The 23911-nt window shown below is 63.2% G+C and carries 22 protein-coding genes and 2 tRNA genes; 9 read left to right on the plus strand and 15 right to left on the minus strand.

The features are described from left to right. Nucleotides 1–101: 101 nt before the first annotated feature. The 4 genes from J1M81_RS13465 to J1M81_RS13480 form a co-directional block, all read right to left on the minus strand. Nucleotides 102–467 (minus strand): hypothetical protein, encoded by a 366-nt coding sequence (locus tag J1M81_RS13465; RefSeq protein WP_206498189.1) that lies wholly within the window; start codon nucleotides 465–467, stop codon nucleotides 102–104. Continuing rightward, the gene (locus tag J1M81_RS13470; RefSeq protein ID WP_206498190.1) at nucleotides 464–1408 is read right to left on the minus strand and encodes a hypothetical protein; all 945 of its coding nucleotides are present in this window, start codon (nucleotides 1406–1408) and stop codon (nucleotides 464–466) included. Before J1M81_RS13470 ends, J1M81_RS13465 begins: the two co-directional genes overlap by 4 nt. A 322-nt stretch (nucleotides 1409–1730) precedes the next feature. Further along, nucleotides 1731–3401 carry an AAA family ATPase gene (locus tag J1M81_RS13475; protein ID WP_206498192.1) on the minus strand — a complete coding sequence of 557 codons (1671 nt, stop codon included), beginning with the start codon at nucleotides 3399–3401 and terminating at the stop codon, nucleotides 1731–1733. A 105-nt stretch (nucleotides 3402–3506) separates the two neighbouring features. Then, nucleotides 3507–3740, minus strand: a complete 234-nt coding sequence (locus tag J1M81_RS13480; protein ID WP_206498193.1) for a helix-turn-helix domain-containing protein — start codon at nucleotides 3738–3740, stop codon at nucleotides 3507–3509. Between the two features lie 288 nt (nucleotides 3741–4028). Between J1M81_RS13480 and J1M81_RS13485 the strand changes: the two genes are divergently transcribed. Further along, on the plus strand, nucleotides 4029–5330 hold the full coding sequence (locus J1M81_RS13485) for a site-specific integrase (protein WP_206498194.1): 1302 nt from the start codon (nucleotides 4029–4031) through the stop codon (nucleotides 5328–5330). A gap of 129 nt (nucleotides 5331–5459) precedes the next feature. Here J1M81_RS13485 and J1M81_RS13490 read toward each other — a convergent pair. The 3 genes from J1M81_RS13490 to J1M81_RS13500 all read right to left on the minus strand — a co-directional run bounded on the left by J1M81_RS13490 (nucleotide 5460) and on the right by J1M81_RS13500 (nucleotide 6534). Next, nucleotides 5460–5531, minus strand: a tRNA-Val gene (locus tag J1M81_RS13490). Nucleotides 5532–5618: 87 nt separating this feature from the next. Then, nucleotides 5619–6080: a peroxiredoxin gene (locus tag J1M81_RS13495; protein WP_027497443.1), complete on the minus strand. Its 462-nt coding sequence runs from the start codon at nucleotides 6078–6080 to the stop codon at nucleotides 5619–5621. A 31-nt stretch (nucleotides 6081–6111) separates the two neighbouring features. Further along, on the minus strand, nucleotides 6112–6534 hold the full coding sequence (locus tag J1M81_RS13500; protein WP_027497444.1) for a DUF3052 domain-containing protein: 423 nt from the start codon (nucleotides 6532–6534) through the stop codon (nucleotides 6112–6114). Between the two features lie 256 nt (nucleotides 6535–6790). On the opposite strand from J1M81_RS13500, the gene aceE reads away from it, so the two are divergent. The 6 genes from aceE to J1M81_RS13530 all read left to right on the plus strand — a co-directional run bounded on the left by aceE (nucleotide 6791) and on the right by J1M81_RS13530 (nucleotide 15417). Further along, nucleotides 6791–9610 (plus strand): pyruvate dehydrogenase (acetyl-transferring), homodimeric type, encoded by a 2820-nt coding sequence (aceE, locus tag J1M81_RS13505; RefSeq protein ID WP_206498196.1) that lies wholly within the window; start codon nucleotides 6791–6793, stop codon nucleotides 9608–9610. 87 nt (nucleotides 9611–9697) lie between these two features. After that, nucleotides 9698–11122 (plus strand): CdaR family transcriptional regulator, encoded by a 1425-nt coding sequence (locus J1M81_RS13510; RefSeq protein ID WP_228139233.1) that lies wholly within the window; start codon nucleotides 9698–9700, stop codon nucleotides 11120–11122. A 128-nt stretch (nucleotides 11123–11250) separates the two neighbouring features. Next, entirely contained in the window at nucleotides 11251–12159 is a 909-nt protein-coding gene (locus J1M81_RS13515) for an ACP S-malonyltransferase (protein ID WP_032370259.1), read from the plus strand. 88 nt (nucleotides 12160–12247) lie between these two features. Further along, nucleotides 12248–12592 carry a meromycolate extension acyl carrier protein AcpM gene (gene acpM, locus J1M81_RS13520; RefSeq protein ID WP_045841363.1) on the plus strand — a complete coding sequence of 115 codons (345 nt, stop codon included), beginning with the start codon at nucleotides 12248–12250 and terminating at the stop codon, nucleotides 12590–12592. 8 nt (nucleotides 12593–12600) lie between these two features. Further along, entirely contained in the window at nucleotides 12601–13851 is a 1251-nt protein-coding gene (locus J1M81_RS13525) for a KasA/KasB family beta-ketoacyl-ACP synthase (protein WP_027497449.1), read from the plus strand. 132 nt (nucleotides 13852–13983) lie between these two features. After that, nucleotides 13984–15417 carry an acyl-CoA carboxylase subunit beta gene (locus tag J1M81_RS13530; RefSeq protein WP_206498197.1) on the plus strand — a complete coding sequence of 478 codons (1434 nt, stop codon included), beginning with the start codon at nucleotides 13984–13986 and terminating at the stop codon, nucleotides 15415–15417. Between the two features lie 183 nt (nucleotides 15418–15600). Here the strand turns inward: J1M81_RS13530 and J1M81_RS13535 are convergent, their stop codons facing one another. The 3 genes from J1M81_RS13535 to J1M81_RS13545 all read right to left on the minus strand — a co-directional run bounded on the left by J1M81_RS13535 (nucleotide 15601) and on the right by J1M81_RS13545 (nucleotide 17599). After that, the gene (locus tag J1M81_RS13535) at nucleotides 15601–16050 is read right to left on the minus strand and encodes a cold-shock protein (RefSeq protein WP_032368157.1); all 450 of its coding nucleotides are present in this window, start codon (nucleotides 16048–16050) and stop codon (nucleotides 15601–15603) included. Nucleotides 16051–16138: 88 nt separating this feature from the next. Next, on the minus strand, nucleotides 16139–16651 hold the full coding sequence (locus tag J1M81_RS13540; protein ID WP_032368158.1) for a DUF3145 domain-containing protein: 513 nt from the start codon (nucleotides 16649–16651) through the stop codon (nucleotides 16139–16141). 144 nt (nucleotides 16652–16795) lie between these two features. Continuing rightward, nucleotides 16796–17599, minus strand: a complete 804-nt coding sequence (locus J1M81_RS13545; RefSeq protein ID WP_032399941.1) for a serine hydrolase — start codon at nucleotides 17597–17599, stop codon at nucleotides 16796–16798. Nucleotides 17600–17684: 85 nt separating this feature from the next. Between J1M81_RS13545 and J1M81_RS13550 the strand changes: the two genes are divergently transcribed. Beyond that, entirely contained in the window at nucleotides 17685–19820 is a 2136-nt protein-coding gene (locus J1M81_RS13550; RefSeq protein ID WP_206498198.1) for a molybdopterin-dependent oxidoreductase, read from the plus strand. Nucleotides 19821–19889: 69 nt separating this feature from the next. Further along, nucleotides 19890–19966, plus strand: a tRNA-Ile gene (locus J1M81_RS13555). 95 nt (nucleotides 19967–20061) lie between these two features. On the opposite strand, the gene J1M81_RS13560 is transcribed toward J1M81_RS13555, so the two are convergent. The 5 genes from J1M81_RS13560 to J1M81_RS13575 all read right to left on the minus strand — a co-directional run bounded on the left by J1M81_RS13560 (nucleotide 20062) and on the right by J1M81_RS13575 (nucleotide 23821). Then, complete coding sequence (locus tag J1M81_RS13560; protein WP_206498199.1) at nucleotides 20062–20883, minus strand: hypothetical protein; 822 nt, start codon at nucleotides 20881–20883, stop codon at nucleotides 20062–20064. Between the two features lie 183 nt (nucleotides 20884–21066). Further along, nucleotides 21067–21681, minus strand: coding sequence for an EI24 domain-containing protein (locus J1M81_RS13565; protein WP_155288646.1), 615 nt, complete (start codon nucleotides 21679–21681; stop codon nucleotides 21067–21069). Beyond that, nucleotides 21678–22028 (minus strand): hypothetical protein, encoded by a 351-nt coding sequence (locus J1M81_RS13570; protein ID WP_032390971.1) that lies wholly within the window; start codon nucleotides 22026–22028, stop codon nucleotides 21678–21680. The genes J1M81_RS13565 and J1M81_RS13570 overlap by 4 nt, the downstream gene beginning before the upstream one ends. Next, on the minus strand, nucleotides 22025–22333 hold the full coding sequence (locus J1M81_RS26360; RefSeq protein ID WP_241258035.1) for a hypothetical protein: 309 nt from the start codon (nucleotides 22331–22333) through the stop codon (nucleotides 22025–22027). Before J1M81_RS26360 ends, J1M81_RS13570 begins: the two co-directional genes overlap by 4 nt. A 24-nt stretch (nucleotides 22334–22357) precedes the next feature. Next, nucleotides 22358–23821 carry a metallophosphoesterase gene (locus J1M81_RS13575; RefSeq protein ID WP_230593417.1) on the minus strand — a complete coding sequence of 488 codons (1464 nt, stop codon included), beginning with the start codon at nucleotides 23819–23821 and terminating at the stop codon, nucleotides 22358–22360. Between the last annotated feature and the right edge of the window lie 90 nt (nucleotides 23822–23911).

A 23911-nucleotide genomic window follows, 5' to 3' on the forward strand; every position in this document is an offset into this window, starting at 1 on the left:
AACAGGCGATAGGACTGATGAGTCCATCCACGCGTCGCACAGGCCCACCGACCAAAGCCGATGAGCCTGTGGCGCTTTGAGCTTCCTGGTGGTATCAGTGGCTAGCTCAGGCTGTCTGCCCCCGCGTATCGAGCCATACCGCGGGCCGTCGGGTCGACGATCTCGGTTCGGTGCTCGAGGGCGTCCTTGGCTCGCTGTACGCGTGACCGCTCTCGCGCGGCCTCAAGCCGGTCTCGCTCGGCCTTCTCGGCCGCGTAATGCGCTCGGCGCGCCTCGGTGTCGCGAGCGATCCGAGTGAGCGCCTTACCGCGTTCCGATGCGATCTCGGTGACCGGTGCCGGTGCCGGTGTCTCGCGTTCCGCGTTCGCCTCCCGCTGCTTCCCCTGCATCATCTGCAGCGCGTTCGGCCGATCCTTGAGGTACTTCGACATACCGCGGACTTCGATTCCGTCGTGCTGCTCGCTCATACGTCCACCTTCGCAGTGTGCTCTGCGTACCACTGCAAGGCCGCGACGGGGCTGTCGACGTGAGCGACCTGGACGCCGGTCTGATCGACGAACTGTGAGCTCCAAACGTCCTTCTCGATCATCTGAGCGTCGGTCCGGATCAAAGACTCGGGATGCTTCTCATCGAAACCGTTGTTCTCGACCAGAGCAAGCCACTGCCGCGCGCACTGGACCTGCCGCCAGCGTTCCACCAGCTTCGGCCACTTCTTGAAAGCGTCGAGCACGTTGTGTCGGCCGTCGGTGATGACGGCCTCCGCGTTGTCGACCTCGCCGGTCGCATCCACCAAAGTCCTATACACGCGCACCGATTCATCGAGGATCGACGTCGACTCCTCGCCGAGAACCTGCTCAAGTTCGACCCGCTCCGCTAGTACCGCCTCACGGTTCGCAAATGCCCAATGTCCACGCATTTGCTCAAGCAACTGCGATCGGTGCGCAAGCGGATGCGTGGTCGGGACCGTCGAGCGGTCGAACTCTTGCGCCGCCAGCAAAATCGACGGGACCTTCGCTTTCGCCTGCGCTGCGTCCCACGCTGCTGCCAACAGCTCACTGTCGCGCTGACCGGCCTCGAGTCCCATCAAGTACTCGAACTCTTCGTCGAGACGATGCTCGACTTTCTTCGCCCCGGCGGCGTTGCGCTTGATGCCGGCCAATGGGCCGTCGGTCAGTCGCTTTCCTAGCGCGTTGTCGAGCGTAGGCGACACCCCAATACCGCTGGCGCGCTCCCTGTCGTACTCGGCTCGACGACGCGCGGCCTGAGCATCGCTCTGCGCTACGCGTTCCCGGTGTGCGTGGGCGTCGGTATTACCGACGATCTCGTAAGCCTCGCGCGCCTCGAAGCCGCCGAGACTCTGGTCCCAGTTGCTCGAGTCGATTCCGCTTCCCTGTTCGTTGGTCGTCATGTGTTCGGTCCTCCGTATTTTCGGGTTGTCCTCGGATCGCTCGACCCGGGTTCCATCGTTTGGAATATTGGTGAATTACTTCGGGGCTGCCCCCCACCCCCACTTCGTTAGGGGGGTGGTGGTCCGGGACCAGACCGCAACCGAATGGTCCTGAGTGGTCCTCAGCAGGGCCGGGACCAGCTGACCAGCGAGTTCGTGGATTTCGGATGGTCTTGGTCCCCGACCAAGAAGTGGTCCTGAGAGTGGTCCTGAGAGTGCGGTGGTCCCGGACCACTCTTTGGCCTATGACCAGAGGTTTCGTTAAAGCTGACATACCGTGTTTTCACAGCTCGGCCTCGCGGTCGATTCGCTCGCTACGGAACTTCACCGCAGCGGCCCAGGTATCCGTTCCGGCCTTCACAATTCCGGCCTTCTCGATGTAGTTCGATTGCTGAACTCGGCGACTAAGACTTGCTGCGATGTGCAGTCGATCGAGTTCGGCGACCAGCGCCGCCACCTTCTCGTTTGCGGGCACTTCGCGGCCGTCGCTCGTCGAGAGCTTGAACTTTCCCTCCGGTATCCGCGTGTGCGTGAGTGGATTGTCTCGGCGTTTTATCCGGACGGACTCGGCGTAATCGGCCTGCCGGCGCTTGTCGAGTTTGAGTGTGAGCGAGTTCGATCCCTTGGCACTAGCGGTCAGAATGTAGTGCGCGTCCAGGTCCGACATCTTCGCCGACGAACCACGCGCACCGAGCTCGGCATTCTTTCCGAGATGATCCAGCCGAACCACTTCAATACCGGCGCGACGAAGCGGAAGGATCGACCGCCGATAGAGCGCGTGCCATGTGTCGCTGTCGTTCTCACTGCCTGCGATGAAACGTGACGCGGTGTCGAGGACTAGTACATCGATCTCGCCTAGTGCTTCGATCAACTCAAGGAACAAACGCGCGCCGCGAGGGGTGTCGAGACCGCCGTCGAGATCGGGGTAGGTGATGACGCGCAGGTTCGGCAGGTCGAGCGGCGCGTTCATCGTGTCGAGCCCGTCGGCCCACCATTCGGGGCCGTTCTCGGCGTCGAGGTAGACCACGCGCACCGGGTCGAATGTGTGCGCCGGATCGAACGTCGAGCGTCCCAGTGACCAGCTCACCGCGAGGTCTCGCGCGAGCAATGACTTTCCCGCTCCCGCTTCGCCGGAGACACCGATGTATCGACCGCACGGAATAACCCCCGGCTCGAGGTATTGGACAGGTAGGCGTTCCTCCGTGCGCAACCGCTTGAGGTCCAGCGGGACGTTGCGTTCATGCTCTGCATAGCTGTCAGGCGCGGTATCGGTCGGCATGGCAACGTCCTCGATAGTCGGCAATGTTGCTTCGCTGGTCAGCGCGGCGCTCGTCATCGCGGCGCTGGTTAGCGCGGCGCAGATTTCGGCCGTCCACTCGACCGCTGGTAACCATGGCTCGAAGTCGTCGAGGTTGAGCCCTGCGGCATGGAAATGTCGCGTGAGTTCGGTCCTCGGCAGGCCGACTGCGGCACCGAACACGGTCAGGTCGGGGAAGGTGTCGAGGTACGTCGAGTCGATCAGTTGCGTTGTCGCTGAGCTCAGTTCGAAGAACAGAACGAGAGGGGGATCGACGTCGTGCCGGCCGCTGAGTGCGTGATCGGAACGCCAGACCCGGCCGGCCGATTCCGCTGCGTCCACGAACCGATTTCCGGCGGTCTGGAAAGTGATGTTCTCGCCGCCGTCCTCGAACGCTTCGGCGGGAATGTCCTCGGGCCGATCGAGTACCGAGGCCCACGCGTCGAGCTGCCCGTCGCCGTATGGAAAGTGAAGTGCGATCCGGCCGACCAGATGCTCGGCAACGGCTCGATTGGCCTGGGCGACCACGGCGTCGCGCTCTGCTGCGCGGTACTTGTCGACGATGTCCGAAAACCTTCGATTGTCCTCGGCTGTTGCTGTCGACGGATACAGACGTTCACGCGGTATCGGTTCGCGCTCAATGTCTTTCGATGACATATTCCGACCTTTTCAAATATAGGTGTGTTACATGAATTCCATGGCTGCGCTCCCTTGGTGGTGGTGGTGGTGTTCGGTGGTGGTGAAGGTGTGTGGTGGTGAAGGTCAGGCCCCGATGAGCGTCTGAGCCTTGCACCGAGCGATATACAACTCGAGGTCTCGGCGGTCGTAGCAAACGCGATTGTTGAGCTTGTAGCTCGGCGGTCCCGTTCCGGCGCAACGCTGTTGGTAGAGGAATCCTTTTGTCACTCCGAGCACCTGCGCAGCTTGCTCGATGTTCAACCGTTCGAGGTGTTCGGCTACGGCCCGTTCCAAAGTCATAAGCCCTTTTGCGTCCATTGAGACTCCTTCGATTCCTGATTGGTGGCACTCGAGGTTCGAGAACCTGTAACTACTCACAGAGTGAGCTACGAAGATCGCAATGGCAAAAGTTCCCATATCGGACAGTTGCCGAATGCTGCTGTGCGCGTGAATGACTCGTGTCGCAAGGCTTACAGCGCCTCCCAAGCTCCCGCTGGCCGCGTGCGTTCCTGAATTTGAACCGTGTATTCGCGAACCGTTAGATAGTGACTTGCATCACAATTTGTGCAGTCCGCAAGATATTAAGCCGTCAGCTATTGTTCTTGTATGTCATCTTCCTTTACCTCCGACCCACAAAACCGCCTGGTGATGCGAAAATCGGTTCCCACCAAGCGTGTCAGCGGATCGCGTGTGGAGGATCGGTGGAAACGCCGCGACGGGTCACCGACGGCTCGCGCCGGTCAGGGCTTGCAGTGGCTGGCGCGGTACGTCGGCAGTGACGGGCGCGAACACAGCAAAGCGTTCCGAACTCAGAAGCAAGCTAAGACGTGGCTCAGCGAACAGAGCGCCGCAGTCACCCGCGGCGACTGGGTCGACCCGACCAAAAGCGCCGCGACGGTCGGACAAGTAGCTCAGGCATGGACCGCGGGCAACGCGTCGAAGACTCAAGCGACGGCTCAGGGGTACGGCTACGTGTGGCGTACCCATGTCGAACCGCGGTGGGGCGCTGTCGAGCTGCGCAACGTCGACCACGACGAGATCGTGGCGTGGGTCGGTGGGCTGAGCGACGGGACGGCCGCGACGCTGCGAAAAGACAAGGACACGGGTAAGCCTCTGCCCCTTGCTGCGTCGTCGGTTCGGCACTGTCACGCGGTGCTGCACCAGATCCTCCAGATGGCGGTTCGCTCGAAGCGACTAGGATCCAATCCTGCGAAAGACGTCCCGCTGCCAAAGATGCGAGCCAGCGACAAGGTGTTTCTGTCCGCCGCCGAGATCGACCGTTTGGTTCGCGCCGCCGATTACCGAGCGACCACCACCACGGCGCGGATGAAAGCGGGCCGAACCGTCGAACCCGACACCTCGGTGCCCGACGCACCAGCGAGCTCGCACGGCCTCGCGCTGCGGATCCTCGGGGGCTGCGGTCTGCGCTTCGGCGAACTCGCGGGTCTGCGGATCTCCCGCGTGAACTTCGACCGTCGGACACTACGGATCGACACCGCCGTGTCGGAGGTGGGGGGGCGGCTCGTCGTGGGCGACCCAAAGAACCACCGCGAGCGGACCGTTCCGCTTCCCGCTCACCTGGTAGCGCATTTGAGTGAGGTGTGCGAGGGCCGCGACGCAGGCGAATACGTGTTCACGACAGGGACCGGTTCGGCGTTGCGACGGAACAACTTCGCCAAGCGCGTACTAGCACCAGCGGCCAAACTCGCGGAGATCGACCCCGCGGTGACACTGCACTCACTGCGGCACAGCTTCGCCTCGATCTGCCTTTCCAACGGTGTACCGCCGAAGCAGGTGCAGGAATGGATGGGCCACCACTCACTCAAGCTGACCGCGGACCTGTATGGGCACCTGTTCGCCGATGAGACCGACAGGGCGCAAAGTCTGCTCGACGCCGCGTTCGGGTAAGCAGTAGTTGATAGACGCAACGGGGCGCAAGCGGATAACAGTTTTTCTACTGCGGACCAGTTGCGGACTGGCAATTCATCGATCCCGCTGAGACCACCGCTCTAGCGGACTGAACTGGCAAAACTTCGGTGGGCGCAGAGGGGTTCGAACCCCCGACCGCTGGTGTGTAAAACCAGAGCTCTACCGCTGAGCTATACGCCCCAGTACCGGTGGCCCGGAGATATCCCCGGGCCACCGGAACGCTTGGAGAAATTTATCGTGTCTGCTGTCTAACTACAATTCCGCAGGTCAGCTCACCTGTGCGAGTGCCTCGGCCCACGATGAACTGTCTCGGGCTTCCCCGGGACCGTTCATTTCGGCGAATCTGATGATTCCGGACTTGTCGACCACGAAGGTTCCACGATTGGCGAATCCTGCGCTGTCGTTGAACACGCCGTACGCCTGAGCCACTTCACCGTGTGGCCAGAAGTCGGACAGCAGCGGAAAGGTGTAACCCTGCTCTGCTGCCCAGATCTTGTGGGTCGGAGGCGGACCCACCGAGATCGCCAGGATCGCGGTGTCGTCGTTCTCGAATGTCGGTAGCTCGTCGCGCACTCGGCACAGCTCGCCCTGGCACGTGCCGGTGAAGGCCAGTGGGTAGAACACGAGCAGAACGTTCTTCACGTCCCGGTACGACGACAACGTGACCAATTGGTTGTTCTGGTCTTTGAGGGTGAAGTCGGGCGCAACAGCGCCAACCTCGATCGGCATCTAGAACCGTCTTCCTGTGTCGAGCATGGGCCTACCGCTTGCTGGCAGGGGTCTTGGGCTGAACCAATCGACTTCCGATCCAGTCACCGAGATTGGCCGCAGAGGTCTGCGTCAATCCGGCTGTCGGAGCGGACTCGGCAATCTCGCTGGGCTCCACATGACCGGACATGCCGGTCTTGGGGCTGAGGACCCACACGATTCCATCGTCCGAGAGCGGACCGATGGCATCCATGAGTGCATCGACCAGGTCACCGTCTCCGTCGCGCCACCACAGCAGTACGACATCGATCACCTCGTCGGAATCCTCGTCGAGGGTCTCGCCACCGATCGCATCTTCTACGTCGGCGCGCAGATCATCGTCGGTGTCCTCGTCCCAGCCCAGCTCTTGAACGACCATGTCGCGAGTGATGCCAAGTTTCTGAGCGTAGTTCTGAGCGTCCGCCGCGGCGACCACGGTGGTGACCTCCTTGAATTGTGGGTGCAGTAGACAAAGCGAACAGGGTCGAAGCCGTTCGCGCAAGCTGACCGCGCCGAAATTGCGTACATAAATTTCTACTGGTGGGTATCGGACCTCTGTACTACCAGAACCGACGAGATGCGGCAGGATTGGGGAGGAATCACGAGAACGAGGAATGTAGATCGCCGTCACAGGGGCGAGCTACCGGACCGGGCGCCACACCGAGCGTCCGCCACATTGAGGAGTGCACACGTTGTCCGAAGTGAACAGCGGCGAACGGCAGAACACATCGTCTGCAGGCAAGAAGGGCTCGGACGGCCGGGTCCGCGTCATCCGTGAGGGTGTCGCGTCGTACCTGCCCGATATCGACAACGACGAGACCAACGAATGGATCGAATCGTTCGACGGCTTGTTGGAGAGGTCCGGCCCCAACCGCGCTCGCTACCTGATGCTCAGGTTGCTCGAGCGCGCCGGCGAGCGCCGCGTTGCGCTCCCGTCGCTGACATCGACGGACTACGTCAACACGATTCCCACCGAGAACGAGCCGTGGTTCCCCGGCGACGAGTCGATGGAACGCCGCTACCGAGCCTGGATCCGCTGGAACGCCGCGATCATGGTGCACCGCGCACAGCGTCCGGGCGTCGGCGTCGGTGGCCACATCTCGACCTACGCGTCGTCGGCTGCGCTGTACGAGGTCGGCTTCAACCACTTCTTCCGCGGCAAGGATCACCCGGGCGGCGGCGACCACATCTTCATTCAGGGCCACGCCTCCCCCGGCATCTACGCCCGCGCGTTCCTCGAAGGCCGCATCCCGGCCGAGCGCATGGACGGCTTCCGCCAGGAAGCGAGCCACGTGAACGAGGGCGGCGGACTGCCGTCGTACCCGCACCCACGGCTGATGCAGGACTTTTGGGAGTTCCCGACGGTGTCGATGGGCCTCGGTCCGATGAACGCCATCTACCAGGCGCGCTTCAACCACTACTTGAACGACCGCGGCATCAAGGACACCTCCGATCAGCACGTCTGGGCGTACCTCGGCGACGGCGAGATGGACGAGCCGGAATCGCGTGGACTCGCACATGTGGCTGCGACCGAAGGCCTCGACAACCTCACGTTCGTGGTCAACTGCAACCTGCAGCGTCTCGACGGCCCGGTGCGCGGTAACGGCAAGATCATCCAGGAACTGGAGTCGTTCTTCCGCGGTGCCGGCTGGAACGTCATCAAGGTCGTCTGGGGCCGCGAGTGGGACTCGCTGCTGCACAAGGACCGCGACGGCGCACTGGTGAACCTCATGAACACCACGCCCGACGGCGACTTTCAGACCTACAAGGCCAACGACGGCAGCTACGTCCGCGATCACTTCTTCGGCCGCGACCCACGAACGAAGGAGCTCGTCAAGGATCTCTCGGACGACGAGATCTGGAACCTCAAGCGCGGCGGTCACGACTACCGCAAGGTGCACGCCGCCTACGCGGCTGCGATGTCGCACAAGGGCCAGCCGACGGTCATCCTGGCGCACACCATCAAGGGCTACACCCTGGGCAAGCACTTCGAGGGCCGTAATGCCACGCACCAGATGAAGAAGCTGACGCTCGACGATCTCAAGACGTTCCGCGATCTCCAGCACATCCCGATCTCCGACGAGGAGCTCGAGAAGGATCCGTACATGCCGCCGTACTACCACCCCGGTGCGGACGCTCCCGAGATCCAGTACATGCTCGATCGTCGCAGCAAGCTCGGCGGATTCGTCCCCGAGCGCCGCGTCGACGTCAAGCCACTGCCGCAGCCCGGCGACGACACCTACAAGACGCTCCGCAAGGGCTCGGGCAAGCAGGAAGTCGCCACCACCATGGCGCTCGTGCGCGTCATGAAGGAGCTGTTGCGAGACAAGGAGATCGGCCACCGAATCGTGCCGATCATTCCCGACGAGGCCCGCACGTTCGGTATGGACTCGTGGTTCCCGTCGCTGAAGATCTACAACCGCAACGGCCAGCTGTACACCTCGGTCGACTCGGAACTGATGCTCGCCTACAAGGAGAGCTCGGTCGGTCAGATCCTGCACGAGGGCATCAACGAGGCAGGCTCCACGTCGTCGTTCACCGCGGTCGGTACCTCGTACGCGACGCACGGCGAGGTCATGATCCCGCTGTACATCTTCTACTCGATGTTCGGTTTCCAGCGCACCGGCGACGGTCTCTGGGCTGCAGCAGACCAGATGGCCCGCGGGTTCGTGCTCGGTGCCACGGCAGGTCGCACCACTCTGACCGGTGAGGGTCTCCAGCACGCCGACGGTCACTCGCTGCTGCTGGCGTCGACCAACCCCGCGGCCGTGGCGTACGACCCGGCGTTCTCGTACGAGATCGCGCACATCGTCAAGGACGGTCTGCGTCGCATGTACGGCGGAACCGAAGGTGTCGAGGGCTTCGGCGGCGAGAACGTCTTCTACTACATCACCCTGTACAACGAGCCGTACGTACAGCCGGCCGAGCCCGAGAACCTCGACGTCGAGGGGCTGCTCAAGGGCATCTACCGGTTCGCAGAACCCCAGGAGGGCGAGGGACCCGAGGCACAGCTGCTCGCGTCCGGCGTCGGCATCGTCTCGGCCCGCAAGGCACGTGAATTGCTGTTCGAGGAGTGGGGCGTGCGTTCGGCCGTGTGGTCGGTCACCTCGTGGGGCGAACTGCGCCGCGACGGCGTCGAAGCCGAGAAGGAGTCGCTGCGTAACCCGGGTGCCGTCAAGCGCGTTCCGTTCGTCACCTCGGCTCTGGCCGATGCCAACGGCCCGGTCATCGCGTCCTCCGACTGGATGCGCGCCGTGCCGGATCAGATCCGCCAGTGGGTTCCGGGCGACTACGTCACCCTGGGCACCGACGGCTTCGGCTTCTCCGACACCCGCCCGGCTGCACGACGGGTGTTCAACGTCGACGCCGAGTCCATCGTCGTCGCCACACTGTCCGCTCTCGCGGCATCGGGCGAGATCGACAAGTCCAAGGCCGTCGAGGCTGCCGAGAAGTACAAGATCGACGACGTCACCGCAGCTCCGACGTCGTACGCCGATACCGGCTCGGCGTAGGTCTCCGCCATGATCGGCCGACCCCCGTTCCACCTCGCGACGAGAGTCCAGCGCGAGGTGGGCGGGGGTCGGGCGTAGGTTCTCCTTATGTCCGATGCGAAACCCGATTCACCGGACAGTTCGTCCGCGCGTGATGTCTCCCGGCGCGACGCTTACCGTGAAGCGTTGCGTGAGTCGTTGGCTCGTGACTCCCCGGCCCGTGACTCCCCCACCCGTGATTCGCTCACGACCGACAACGAGGTCCACCTTCCGGTCAACTCGTTGGCCCCTTCGCGCCAGAAACGCGACCCTCTGCCCGACGCCCTGTTGCGACGCGTCAAACAGTTCTCCGGCCGCCTCTCGACCGAGGCAGTGACCACGATGCAGGGCCAGTTGCCGTTCTTCGGCGACCTCGACGCCGCCCAGCGGGCCAGCGTCCAGCTGCTGATCCAGACGGCCGTCGACAACTTTCTCGAATGGCTCAAGAACCCGAACAGCGACATTCGATTCAGCCTCGACGCCTTCCAAGTGATCCCGCAAGACCTTGCCCGACGCCTCACACTGCGTCAGACCGTCGACATGGTCCGGGTGGCGATGGAGTTCTTCGAGCAGTGGCTCCCTGCGCTCGCCCGCAACGACCAGCAGTTGGTCGCGCTGACCGAGGCAGTGCTGCGGTACGGCCGCGAGCTGGGTTTCGCAGCGGCGTCCGTGTACGCCAGTGCAGCCGAGTCACGAGGGGCGTGGGACACCCGCCTCGAAGCCCTAGTCGTCGACGCCGTCGTCCGCGGCGACACGGGATCGGACATGCTTTCCCGAGCCGCCACGTTGAATTGGGACGCCACTGCGCCCGCGACGGTATTGGTGGGCACTCCCCCGGAAGATCGCGGCGTATCCGTCGTGGGCACCGTGCACTCCGTCGCTCAGAAGCACGGTCGAGCTGCGTTGGCGGTGGTTCAGGGGACCCGACTGGTGATGGTGGTCAGTGGCCAGCTCGACGACACCGCGGCGCATCACGCGTTCATCGACGACATGTTGCAGAACTTCTCCGACGGCCCGGTCGTCATCGGTCCCACCACCCGCACCTTGGGCGCAGCGCACTCGAGCGCGGTGGAGGCCTTTGCCGGCATGCAGGCCGTGGCGGGCTGGCGGGGCGCACCGCGTCCGGTGCACGCCGGCGAGTTGCTGCCCGAACGAGCGTTGCTGAACGACGGGGCGGCTATCTCGGCTCTCAACGATCATGTCGTCGTTCCGTTGGCCGCGGCAGGTTCGGGTTTGGCCGACACGCTCGATGCGTATCTCGACTGCGGCGGTGCGGTGGAAACCTGCGCTCGGCAGCTGTTTGTTCATCCAAATACCGTCCGGTATCGGCTCAAGCGTATTGCCGAGGTGACCGGTCGTGATCCCACTCACCCGCGCGATGCGTACGTCCTTCGGGTCGCGGCAACGGTAGGTAGGTTGGCTCGAACGCATCACGAACCGACATATCCAGCCCCATATGTCACACAAGTCACATTTGGTGAAGTGGTCACGTAACGCCGAACCGCCTTCCGGCGATAGCGGGTCTCCACGAGGCAATTTGTAGGGTTCCCACAAATTGCTTGTCGAGAGTTCATCGAGCGCGACATCACTGATGAGGGGCCCGACAGTGTTCTCTTAACCCTGTGATTGCGTTGCTTGCGCCCGGTCAGGGCTCCCAGACTCCCGGCATGCTGCTGCCTTGGCTCGAAATCCCGGGCGCGGCCGATCGGTTGGCGCTGTGGTCCAAGGCCTCCGGCCTGGATCTCGTGCGACTCGGCACCACCGCCACCGCTGAAGAAATCACCGATACTGCGGTGACTCAGCCACTGGTCGTGGCGTCGGCCCTACTGGCCTTCGAGGAAATCGCCTCGCGTGGACTGTTCCCCGACGACGCCATCGTGGCCGGCCACTCGGTCGGCGAGCTCGCGGCTGCTGCCATTGCCGGCGTGATCTCCTCCGACGACGCGGTATCCCTGGCGGCGGTGCGCGGTGCTGCGATGGCCAAGGCCTGTGCCCTCGAACCGACCGGCATGTCCGCCGTGCTCGGCGGCGACGAAGCTGCAGTTCTGGCCCGGCTCGAAGAACTCGATCTCGCCCCGGCCAACGTCAACGCTGCCGGTCAGATCGTTGCTGCAGGTCTGCTGACCAAGTTGGCGGAACTGGCCGAGAGCGCACCCGAGAAGGCGCGGGTTCGTGCACTCCCGGTCGCGGGTGCTTTCCACACCAAGTACATGGCATCGGCAGGCGACACCGTCGCCGCGGCCGCAGCCGCCATCACTCCGTCCGAGCCGACGCACACCTTGCTGTCCAACTCGGACGGTCAGCCGGTCGCATCGGGTGCCGATGCGCTCACCAAACTTGCTGCCCAGGTCACACGCCCCGTGCGGTGGGACCTGTGCAGCGCGTACCTGCGTACCGCGCAGGTCACCGGACTTGCGGAGCTGCCCCCGGCAGGCGCACTGGTCGGTATCGCCAAGCGTGAACTGCGCGGCGTGCCCAACCTCGGCCTGAAGACACCGGCGGACATCGCCGCATTGGCCGAGCTCGGATAGCTCGGTCACCTTCACACCGCAGTCTCGGTACTGCGGATCGACTTCCACTCCCCGAGTGGCAGAAATGCACAACCGCGTCTCGAAGCACATGACTTCGGCGTTCGACACAGAAGAGAAGGGAGCCACAACAGTGGCCAGCCAGGAAGACCTCATCGCCGGACTTGCAGAGATCATCGAGGAGGTCACGGGCATCGAACCGTCCGAGGTGACCATCGAGAAGTCCTTCGTGGACGACCTCGATATCGACTCGCTCTCCATGGTCGAGATCGCAGTGCAGACCGAGGACAAGTACGGCGTGAAGATTCCCGACGAAGACCTCGCAGGTCTGCGCACCGTCGGCGACGCCGTCAACTACATCCAGAAGCTCGAAGCGGAGAACCCCGAAGCCGCAGAAGCTATCAAGGCCAAGCTCGACGACTCCGCGAGCGAGTGACACGACCCATGACCAACCCATCCACCGCCAACGGACGCTTCCCCAGTGTCGTCGTCACCAGCCTTGCTGCGACCACGTCACTCGCGGGTGACGTCGATGCCACGTGGAAGGGTCTGCTGAACGGCGAAAGCGGAATCGGCACTCTGGAAGACGATTTCGTCACCGAGTACGACCTGCCCGTGCGGATCGGCGGACACCTCGCGGTGAACCCGCAGAGTCTGCTCTCGCGGGTCGAGATCCGTCGCCTGAGCTACGTGGAGCAGTTGTCCACGGTGCTCGGTCGCGAGGTCTGGAAGAACGCCGGCTCGCCCGACGTCGATCCCCTTCGCCTCGGCGTGTCGATCGGTACCGGACTCGGTGGCGGCGATTCTCTCATCGACGCCAACGACAAGATGAAGGCCGGCGGTTACCGCAAGGTGTCCCCGCTCGCCGTTCAGATGGTCATGCCGAACGGCCCAGCAGCGGTCGTCGGGCTCGAGCTCAAAGCACAAGCCGGCGTCATCACGCCCGTCTCCGCCTGCTCCTCGGGATCGGAAGCCATTGCGCATGCATGGCGGATGATCGTGATGGGCGACGCGGACATGGTCGTCACCGGCGGCGTCGAGGGATACATCGACGCGGTTCCGATCGCCAGCTTCTCCATGATGCGGGCGATGAGCACCAACAACGACAACCCGAAGGGTGCGTCACGTCCGTTCGACAAGGATCGTGACGGCTTCGTCTTCGGTGAAGCGGGTGCGCTCATGGTCATCGAGACCGAGGAGCACGCCAAAGCACGCGGCGCAACGATCCACGCCCGCCTGCTCGGTGCCGGAATCACCTCGGACGGGTTCCACCTCGTGGCCCCCGACCCCGAGGGCAAGGGTGCCGCGCGTGCGATGCAGCGCGCCATCGAGACCGCAGGCCTGCAGAAGTCCGACATCACCCACGTGAACGCACACGCAACGGCAACTCCCATCGGAGACACCGCCGAAGCGCTGGCGATCAACAAGGCAGTCGGAAATCACGCAGCGGTGTACGCACCGAAATCCGCTCTGGGCCACTCGATCGGTGCCGTCGGTGCCCTCGAGTCGGTACTGACGGTGCTGGCAGTGCGAGAGGGAATCATCCCTCCCACACTGAATTTGGAGAACCAGGATCCCGAAATCGATCTCGATGTCGTCAAGGGCGAGCCCCGCGTCGGACAGATCGACTACGCGATCAACAACTCGTTCGGATTCGGTGGGCACAACGTAGCGCTCGCCTTCGGTAAGGCGTGATCCACTGAGTCGACTTCTCGACTCAGCGAATCCCGCTCTCGCAGTGCATGATCCGAGCTGGGGCCGTTCTTTCGACGGACGGTCCCGGCTCGGGCCTCGCCCCCGCCAGGGGCCCTGAAGAAGGACAACGCGATGACCATTCTGGCCCCTGTCACACGATCCGGCACCTCTACCGATCCGCGCGACCCCCTGACCCGCCTCGAAAAGCTCTTCGACGCCGGAACCACTGTCCCCCTGCATGATCGGGACAAGTCGGGAATTCTGGCCGCATCGGGCGAAATCGACGGCGTCCACACCATCGCCTACTGCTCCGACGCCACCGTCATGGGCGGTGCCATGGGGGTGGACGGCTGCAAGCACATCGTTGCCGCGATCGACACCGCCATCGAACAGCGCGCCCCGATCGTCGGCGTCTGGCACTCGGGTGGTGCTCGCCTCGCCGAGGGCGTCGAGGCTCTCCATGCCGTCGGACTCGTCTTCGAGGCCATGGTGCGAGCGTCCGGCCTCGTCCCACAGATTTCCGTCGTCCTCGGTTTCGCAGCCGGTGGTGCAGCGTACGGTCCCGCCTTGACCGACGTCGTCATCATGGCTCCCGAGGGACGCGTATTCGTCACCGGACCCGACGTCGTTCGCAGCGTCACCGGCGAACAGGTCGATATGGAGTCGCTCGGCGGCCCCGACACGCACCACAAGAAGTCCGGGGTCTGCCACATCGTCGCCGACAGCGAGATGGACGCGTTCACCCGCGCCCGCCGTCTGGTGTCGATGTTCTGCGAGCAGGGCGAGTTCGACATCGCCGCCGCAGAACACGGCGACACCGATCTACGCGCACTGATGCCCGAATCCAACCGTCGTGCCTACGACGTGCACCCGATCATTCACGAATTGCTCGACAACGTCGAAGGTGAATCGACGTTCGAGGAGTTCCAGGGCGGCTGGGCTCGCAGCATCGTCATCGGTCTCGGCCGTATCAGCGGCCGCACCGTCGGCGTGATCGCCAACAACCCCATCCGACTCGGCGGCTGCCTGAACTCCGAAAGTGCCGAGAAGGCAGCGCGTTTCGTTCGTCTGTGCGATGCCTTCGGTATTCCGCTCATCGTGGTCGTCGATGTTCCGGGCTACCTGCCGGGCGTCAGCATGGAATGGGAAGGCGTCGTTCGCCGCGGAGCGAAGTTGCTGCACGCGTTCGCCGAGGCCACCGTCCCCCGCGTCACGCTGGTCACTCGCAAGATCTACGGCGGCGCGTACATCGCCATGAATGCCCGCGCACTCGGTGCCACTGCGGTCTATGCCTGGCCCGGCTCCGAGGTGGCCGTGATGGGCGCGAAAGCGGCCGTCGGCATCCTGCACAAGAAGGCGCTCGCCGCCGCACCCGAGGAAGAGCGTGAGGCACTGCACGACCGCCTCACCGTCGAGCACGAGAGCATCGCAGGCGGTGTCGATCGCGCAGTGGCCATCGGCGTGGTCGACGAGGTCATCGAGCCCAGCAAGACCCGAAGCACGGTTGCCAAGGCTCTCGCCGCAGCACCTGCGGCTCGCGGAAATCACAAGAACATCCCGCTCTGACCGACCCGACCACTACCTACTGCGGTCCGTCAGCCCTGCCCCCCTCTCTTATATACACCTCTCACGCCGCCCGCGAAAAGAACCCACCCCGGTTGGGATCAATGCGCCTTTCAGGCACTCCATGTGCAAGAAAGCCACATTGATTCACACCGGGGACGGGCGAACGAGGTCGATCGAGGTCGGTCAGCCCTGGATCCATCGGTGATCGTGGGCCAGTCGAACTACGGCCGATCGCACGTCGAGTATCTGCGCAGCCGTGAGCGTGCCGTTCGACGTCAGTAGTTGTTCGGTCAGCTCTGTGGTGAAGTCCGCCTCGGACAGGACGTCCGCGCCTGCGTCGTCGTGGCGCTGGTGACCACTGACGGGTGCGGTGTTGTGAAATGGGACGTCGGGTTTGTGACGGGTAACCAGAGCGGTCGACGTCGGCCCGTCGATGATCTGGACCTCGGTGGCCTTCAGACCACGGTCACCGTCTACGGCAACGTATTCGACGCGTACTCCCGGTGCCAACAGTCGTTTGTCGAAGTCCAGATCGTTGACGTGGATGAACACGTCCTCGCCGCCCTCGTCCGGCGCTACGAATCCGTACCCCTTGAACTCGTCGAATCGAATCACTTTTCCGGTCGACAACATCGAACTCACCACTCCACGGTCGTTCCCACATGCCTACCCCAGGCACGAACGCGAAACTACCGCCGCGACGAATCCCCGGCAACCGCTGCTAGCCGACGTTGCGGCTGAGCCAGGTCACTTCTGCTCCTGCGCCTCCGGTGCGGAACGGCTCGAGTGCGGCATCCCAATCCGAGCCGAGCGCGTGCTCCACTGCGGCGGCGAGGTTGCCTTGGTTGTTCTCCATCAGGGCGCGCAGTCGCATCTCGCCGAGCACCACGTCCCCGTTGGCACTCGTCGATCCGCGCCAGAGACCCAATCCGGGTACGTGCGAGAACCGTTCGCCGTCGACGCCTTCGCTGGCGTCTTCGGTCACCTCGTAGCGCAGCATCTGCCAGGAGCGCAGGATGCCGGCGAGCTTCGCTCCGGTGCCTACGGGCCCGATCCAGTCCGTGGTGGCGCGCAGCTGTCCGTCGGATGCCGGCTGCGCGGACCACTTCAAATTGGCACGGCAATCGAGGGCGTCGGATAACGCCCATTCGACATGCGGGCACAGCGCAGCGGGCGACGAGTGGATGTACACAACACCCGACGTCGCATCTGCGAATTGGTTCGATCCACGCATTGCACTACCTCCAGCTTCGACGAGGGACGTCTTCCCCAACGACCTCGACATGCTCGAACTGGTTGCAGCGATTCAACGCGTGTGTGTACTAGTGTGCCCCGAGTTGCCCCTGTTGCGCCAGTGCAATCTGTGAACGGTGGTGTTTCACCCGGCCAGGACGGCGTCGGAGAGCTCGGGCCAGAGCGGTTTGGCCCAATCTCCGAAGTTTCGATCGGTCAGCACCACGCACGCGATCCTCACCGACGGGTCCACCCACAGGAACGTCCCGGCCTGTCCGAAGTGGCCGAACGTTGCCCTCGAGTTGTTACTCCCAGTCCAGTGCGGGGTCTTGTCATCGCGCAGCTCGAACCCCAGACCCCAGTCGCAGGGCTTGTGCGATCCGTACCCGGGCACGATTCCGTTCAGTCCGGGAAATTGCACGTCGACGGCCGAAGAGAATGTCTGCGGCGCGAGGAGACTCGGCTGCAACAGTTCCGCGGCAAACTTGGTCAGGTCTGCAACGGACGAACGGGCACCGTGACCGGCCGACCCGGGCAACGACGTGTCGACCATCCCGAGCGGTCCGCAGACTGCCTCATCCAGGTAGTCGGGAAAGGTGATTCCCGACTCTGCTTCGATGAGTTCGGCCAAGACCTCGAATCCCGCGCTCGAGTAGATCCTCTTGGTGCCGGCCGGAGCCTGCACCTTCCGCTCGCCGAACGCCAGTCCCGAGGCATGCGCCAGCAGATGCCGCACAGTCGACCCCTCCGGCCCTGCGGGCTGGTCGAGCTCGACGGCACCTTCCTCCACGGCAACAAGCACCGCGTAGGCGGTGAGCAATTTGGTGACCGACGCCAGCTCGAAGACGCGCGCGGTGTCCCCCACCTCCTCCCGCACTCCGGCGTCGGTGACGACGGCGGCACTGACATGGTCGACGGGCCACGAGGCAGTGAGATCGAGGGTAGTCACGACTCCAGAGCCTAATTGTCTGCCGATGCCCGTGGATCGGTCCCCTGCCGGGCTAGTCTCGGACGACAGGAATGGGAGAAATGCGATGTCGGTTGTGTATGGATCGTGCAATCTGTGCGAGGCGATCTGTGGTCTCGAATTCACGGTGGAGAACAAGACGGTGGTCTCGATCCGCGGCGACGAGAAGGACCCACTCTCCCGGGGCCACATCTGCCCCAAGGCTCTGTCGTTGATCGACCTTCATGCCGACACCGATCGGCTCACCACACCGGTCAAGCGGGTGGGTGAGAAGTGGGAGAAGATCGGCTGGGCGGAAGCGTACGACCTCGTCGTCGATGGCCTTGTCTCGACGCGGAAGAATTACGGATCCAATGCTGTCGGGCTGTATCAGGGCAATCCCAACGTGCACTCGATGGGTGCGATGACCCACGGCATTCCGTTCACGTCGCTGCTGCGCACCCGCAATCGGTACTCGGCGACGTCCTTGGATCAGTTGCCGCACCAGCTCGTCGACCATCTGCTCTACGGCCACCAGCTCCTGCTGCCCATTCCGGATATCGATCGAACCGATTTCTTCCTCGTCCTCGGCGGCAATCCGATGGCCTCCAACGGCAGCATGATGACGGTGCCCGACTTCGCCAAAAGAGCACGCGCACTCCGTAAGCGGGGTGGCCGACTGGTAGTGGTCGATCCACGTAAGACCGAAACGGCGGATATTGCCGACACCCACTTCTTCGTTCGTCCCGGTAGCGACGCGCTGCTGTTGCTGGCGATGATTCACACGATCGTCGCCGACGGCTCCGTCCGTGTCGCCGACTACGTCGATGGTACCGATCGACTTGCCGATCTCGTCGCCGAATTCACGCCGACGGCGGTGGCACCGATCGTCGGCATGTCGGCAGACGACATCTCTTCTCTCGCACGGGACTTCGCTGCGGCGAAGTCTGCTGTGGCGTACGGCAGGATGGGAGTGTCGACGCAGCAGTTCGGCACGGTGTGCCAGTGGGCGATCCAGGTACTCAACATCATCACGGGCAATCTCGACCGACCGGGCGGTGCGATGGTGACCGATCCGGCGATCGATCTGATCTCGCAGGGCATCGTCGGTCGTGGCCATTTCGACAAGTGGCGCAGCCGCGTTCGCGATCTCCCCGAGTTCGCCGGCGAGTATCCCTGTTCGACGCTCGTCGACGAGATCACCACCGAGAGCAAGGACCAGATTCGTGCCATGGCCGTCCTGTCCGGCAATCCGGTGCTGTCGATGCCCGGCGGTAGTCGCCTCGACGAGGCCTTCGCCGGTCTCGATTTCATGGTGTCGTTCGACTTCTACATCAACGAGACCTCGCGGCACGCACACGTGATTCTGCCGCCGACGATGTCCCTCGAACGCGATCACTACGATCTGATCTTCAATTCTTTCGCGGTACACAACACTGCCAAGTACATGCCCGCAGTTCTACCCAAACAGACTGACGCCAAGCACGATTGGGAGATCTTCCGCGACTTGTCACTGCGCTACAAGAACCGCATGGCAGGCTCCACCGTCGATCGACTGAAGGCACGATTGACGCCGAAGAGCGTCATCGGCGAGGCCCGTCTGCGCCTGTCCCCTGCTCGCACTCTCGACATCCTGCTCCGTAGCCGACGAAAAGGGTTGTCGCTGAGGAAGCTTCGAGCCAACCCGCACGGCATCGATCTGGGACCGCTGCGTCCGGGCTTTCCCCAGAAGCTGAAGACCAAGGACAAGCGCATTCAATTGATCCAGGACGTCGTGGTCGGTGAACTGCCTGCCCTGGTGGACCTGATGCACTCGAGCGCGGTTCCCAAGGACGACGAGCTCCTGCTGATCGGTCGACGACATCTACGCAGCAACAACTCGTGGATGCACAACACCGCTCGGCTCACCAAAGGCAAAGCGCGACATCAGCTTCTGGCCCACCCGAACGATCTCCTCCAGCGCGGGATCGAGGACGGTTCGATGGTGTCGGTCACTTCCGCGGCCGGTACCGTCGACATCGAGGTTGCGGCGTCCGAAAAGATGATGCCCGGGGTGGTGAGCATGCCGCACGGATTCGGTCATCAGCGCCCGGGCGTGCAGCTCTCGGTCGCCACCACTGTCACCGGACCGAGCGTCAACGACATCACCGACCCCGCCCGAGTCGACGCGGTCTCGGCGAACGCGATTCTCAACGGCGTTCCGGTGCAGGTGAGGGCCAAGTAGCGCCCCCGATGGAACCATGAGACGGCGTGATTCTGTACGATTCTGCTGGCTCGTACCTGGTACGGGATTGGGGCGGTAGCTCAGTCGGTTAGAGCCGTGGACTCATAATCCATTGGTCGCGGGTTCGAGCCCCGCCCGCCCCACCAAGACTTCTGACATTGTCTAGATGCCGGGTCGTCAGACGGCCCCTGGAGCTCAACTAGCGGCCGTCGCCAGGGCGAAGCCGGGTTTACTCAGCCGATCACCGACTCTGCAAACTTCTTTCCACCGCTTGCGCAATCTTAGATCTAGTGCCGCTCTCGGCAGCCGCTGCCAACTGCGCGGCGGTCAGGAGCAGCGCTAAACGCCGTGTTGACATTTGGGCTGCTGTCCCCTCACCCGAGGGACATCCGTCGACAACTGCTGTCACGGTTGCAAGCTCACTCGGCTCTATGAAGTCGCGGTTATCGAAAGCAAACGACCGTAGAGCAGCGACCAGCGCCAGTACCGGCGCGAAGAATGGCAATACCAGGACCAAAAGTGGCCCGTATACGAAGACTCGGAGAACGATATTCGGCAAGTACGAATATGTCGCGTTGTCGCGTTCACCGAAGCGCTGGTCGATTCCGCTTCTGATCAAAGCCATAAGCGTTAAAAATGCAGAAGTTAAGACAAAGCCCGCAAACGTGCTTTTCACCCCAAACCATTGACAAGATGCCACGAGCAGAACCAGTGCTGACAACCGATATCCTGGTGCGACTGAAGTACGGGCCCGAAGAGAACACGCGATAGCGACTCCCAAGACCGCAGCTTGTGGCCACCACATTCCCTCGGGGCTCCGCCAGTCCGAGAGGGATACGATCCAGGTCGGCATTTGCCAACCCATCGATTCTACAGGTCCTCGATACCAATCGATGGGCCTTGGGAACCCCGACTCGTTGAGGATCGCTGACACACCAGCACACCACACCCACGTGGAAACGAGAAGCAAGAACGACATATCGATGAGGCGTGCCCATGTAGTTTCGAAGAAGTCCTGGACCAACCCTTTGAGACTGGTTTGCGCGGATTCGACGTTCATCATTCTATTACTCCCCCGGGGCCGAGTTCACTTTCGTGGAGGCTAGCGCGAGTGTCCGACAAGAAGGAATCCGTCATTGCGGACGGTGCCAACACAGGGGCGGGTACAGCGTCGCAGAAAGGGTGTTCACTTCACGTTTCAACTTCCTGAGCAAATCGAGCGATCCTTCACTACGCAACCAAGGAACTATGAAGCGCGGTGGCATACTACCTTTATCGTCACAGCGGTTGCTCTCCGATACAAAGCCGACCAATACACCAGCAGTGCAGCAGCATTGGCCCCGAACCACAGCCACGTCAGGAATGCCGCCACCACGCCGGTGACGAAGAATCCCAGCACGAGTGCCACCACCCAGCCGAGTAGGTAGGCGAGGATCGTGATGACCGCCGCTGCGGTACAGCGCCACGGGGATTGCTTCACGGTGTGTAGTGCAGCGCGCAGAGGGTTTCGGCAACCGTCCACTGCCGCTGGAAGTATCAGCAGCGCAATGACTATGACAATAGCCGGGAGCAGGGGGAAGAGAATTGCGAACGCAACGGCCGCCACGGTCAGCACCACGCACCACGCCAGTACCCGCGGTCGTCGCCACGTCCGGCTCAGTGCACCCGACGCGTTGCCGTCCACCACATCGAGTGCCGTCGAGGCGGTGAACCACAGCGCACACATCACCGTTGCGGCGGAAACGACGACCAGCGCAGCGAATCCGAGGGAGGACGTCGGAGCCGGATCCCCCACCACGGTCAGCGCCTGAATCAGAGCCGAGACAGTCGCCACCGATGCGAGCAGCAGCACCCCTTTCACGGCGCACCGACCGTCGAATTGCGATCGAGCACGTCCTGCACCGAACCCGAGTAGAGAACGGTCAGGCCGACCTTCACTTCGACGGTACTGGCATCGTCGGACGTGGCCGTACCGGTGATCGTCTCGTTACCGGTTGTCGTCCCGGCACATTCGATGTCCGCCCCGGTGCCCGAGCACACGGGCGCAACGAGGATCTCGATTCCTTGCTCGAACAGCACGTCGTTCACCGCGTAGCGGAGGTTACCGAGTTCCGCTCCCCCGACCGGGGCGAGCGCAGCGGTCTGCGAGCACCCCGCGCAGGCCAGCACCATCACCACCGTGAAGAGCTGCCTACGAACACCGTTCATCGCCCCTGCCTCGTCTCGTACGCAATCAGTCTGGCGTGCTCGTCGAGATGTTGCTGTTCCAGAGCGGCGTCGGTGATGGCGCTCAGGTCGAACGGCGCGGGCAGCAGGAGTTCGGTGTTGCGGTCGAGGCGCGAACCTCGTCGCATCAGCGGATTCTCGGCCCAGTCGTTCGCAGCCAACTCACGACTACGCGAGGCGAGGTCCAGGTAGCTGCCACTGTTTCCGGGCGTGATCGGCGACGCGTGATCGAGCACCGTGGTGAACAGCGACAATGTCTCGTCTCTGTTGTCGACGATCTCCACCACCTGCTGTTGCTGCGGAAAGTCGATTTACGACGCGGTGGTGATCTCCCAGAACCCTCGTCCGTCTCGCGAATGCGCCACGATTTGATTCTGGTGGGTGTGACCGTTGAGCCAACCGATCACCACAGGATATTTCAGAAGCAGATCGATGAATTCGTCTGCGCCGTACAGCTTCACCGACTGTCCCGGCCGCTGTGCACGGTTCTCCAGGGTCAGGCTGTTGTGGTGGGTGTAGATCAGGACGAGCTTGCGTTCGGCCTGTGCCTTCTCCAATTGCTGAGTGAGCCAGTCGAACTGGTCCTCGGGCACCGCCCCGTCGGGGCCGGCGACGGCGTTGCACGTGTCGAGTCCGAACGTGCGAACGTTCGGAGTCGGGTCCGCCGCCCACCAGGTTTCACCCGAGTCGAGGTTGTGCTGGGTGAAACCGTGCCCGATCGGCCCTGGGGTGGGAGTCGTCTCGAAGTGCTCTTGCATGAACTCACGCTGCTCGAAGAGATACCGAGCCGGATCCGCCGACACTGCCCGAAACCCGGGCCGGGCGCCGGATCCGACCCCGAGCGCATCGACCATCCTCTGCAGCGGACTACCCGTCGATGCGTACCCGGCCAATGCCGACGTGGCCGTCGCTTCGAGTGTGTACGCCTTCTGTCCCCCGACCGCGAGGGCATGCAGCTGAGAGGAGAGATCGAACGTGCCGAGCAACAACGTGTCGTGATTGCCGTAGACGGAATACCACGGGACGGGTAGCCCCACCGATTCGACGGTCCCCGACATCGCCTGCGTCAACAGATCGGGAAGCGTCGGAAATCCGTAGTCCCCGAACGACCCTCCCGACGGATCGCCCGGCCGATACGCCCACTGCGCCTCGGGCCACGCTTGCACGCCCTCGAAGACGTCGGATGCGCCACTCGTAGGCCGGACCGCGACGCCGTCGAGAACGTCTATGTACCAACGAAGTTCGAGATGAGAATGCATGTCGGCGCTGTCACCGGTGACAACCGCGGCTCCCATGGGAGCGCCGGTGACCGAACTGATTCGCGCATCCGCAAATGCCTTCACCATCGCGGCGGTGACGTGCACGGTCAGCGGGTCCTGCGGGTGGAAGGCCGAGCCCCATGCGGCATGGTCGGAGACGATCATGGGCTCGATCCGGCCGGGCGATTGCGCATCGATGACATGCATGTCCGACAGGTGCCCCAAGTAGAGCAACGAGCGTCTGGCCTGCACCCGAGACGCGCTGGGTGCCCGCCCGAGGATGTCGAGGCGAGGGACGTAGGGCTCCCCCGGCCCCGCAGCGAGCACCCGGTACCGACCGGGGCCGGTCGACGATCTCAGGATGGTCTGCGCCAGCGTTCCGCCGACATCGGTCTCTCCTGACGCCGGCTGCGCCCGAGCGACAAGGACGTGGCCCAGAACCTGCGGTGCGATTCCCCATGCCGCGGCGAGAGTGCCCACCCGAGTGACGAATTGACGACGCGACAGACCAGCCATGGAACTCCCCGAATCCGAGAACCGCACCACATGCGCCTCGCATCCGACGAGGTGACTGCCTATTTTTACAGGGAAAACCGCGGACTGGTT

The organism is Rhodococcus sp. KRD175 (assembly GCF_017168275.1).
GTDB lineage: Bacteria > Actinomycetota > Actinomycetes > Mycobacteriales > Mycobacteriaceae > Rhodococcoides > Rhodococcoides fascians.

Coding starts and splice junctions, on each gene's coding strand:
- J1M81_RS13465 (WP_206498189.1), bottom strand. CDS start 467: ATGAGCGAGCAGCACGACGGAATCGAAGTCCGCGGTATGTCGAAGTAC.
- J1M81_RS13540 (WP_032368158.1), bottom strand. CDS start 16,651: ATGCGTGGATCGAACCAATTCGCAGATGCGACGTCGGGTGTTGTGTAC.
- J1M81_RS13525 (WP_027497449.1), top strand. CDS start 12,601: ATGACCAACCCATCCACCGCCAACGGACGCTTCCCCAGTGTCGTCGTC.
- J1M81_RS13485 (WP_206498194.1), top strand. CDS start 4,029: ATGTCATCTTCCTTTACCTCCGACCCACAAAACCGCCTGGTGATGCGA.
- J1M81_RS13530 (WP_206498197.1), top strand. CDS start 13,984: ATGACCATTCTGGCCCCTGTCACACGATCCGGCACCTCTACCGATCCG.
- J1M81_RS13475 (WP_206498192.1), bottom strand. CDS start 3,401: ATGTCATCGAAAGACATTGAGCGCGAACCGATACCGCGTGAACGTCTG.
- J1M81_RS13560 (WP_206498199.1), bottom strand. CDS start 20,883: ATGATGAACGTCGAATCCGCGCAAACCAGTCTCAAAGGGTTGGTCCAG.
- J1M81_RS13535 (WP_032368157.1), bottom strand. CDS start 16,050: ATGTTGTCGACCGGAAAAGTGATTCGATTCGACGAGTTCAAGGGGTAC.
- J1M81_RS13550 (WP_206498198.1), top strand. CDS start 17,685: ATGTCGGTTGTGTATGGATCGTGCAATCTGTGCGAGGCGATCTGTGGT.
- J1M81_RS13510 (WP_228139233.1), top strand. CDS start 9,698: ATGTCCGATGCGAAACCCGATTCACCGGACAGTTCGTCCGCGCGTGAT.
- J1M81_RS13470 (WP_206498190.1), bottom strand. CDS start 1,408: ATGACGACCAACGAACAGGGAAGCGGAATCGACTCGAGCAACTGGGAC.
- J1M81_RS13495 (WP_027497443.1), bottom strand. CDS start 6,080: ATGCCGATCGAGGTTGGCGCTGTTGCGCCCGACTTCACCCTCAAAGAC.
- J1M81_RS13575 (WP_230593417.1), bottom strand. CDS start 23,821: ATGGCTGGTCTGTCGCGTCGTCAATTCGTCACTCGGGTGGGCACTCTC.
- J1M81_RS13570 (WP_032390971.1), bottom strand. CDS start 22,028: ATGAACGGTGTTCGTAGGCAGCTCTTCACGGTGGTGATGGTGCTGGCC.
- J1M81_RS13480 (WP_206498193.1), bottom strand. CDS start 3,740: ATGGACGCAAAAGGGCTTATGACTTTGGAACGGGCCGTAGCCGAACAC.
- acpM (WP_045841363.1), top strand. CDS start 12,248: ATGACTTCGGCGTTCGACACAGAAGAGAAGGGAGCCACAACAGTGGCC.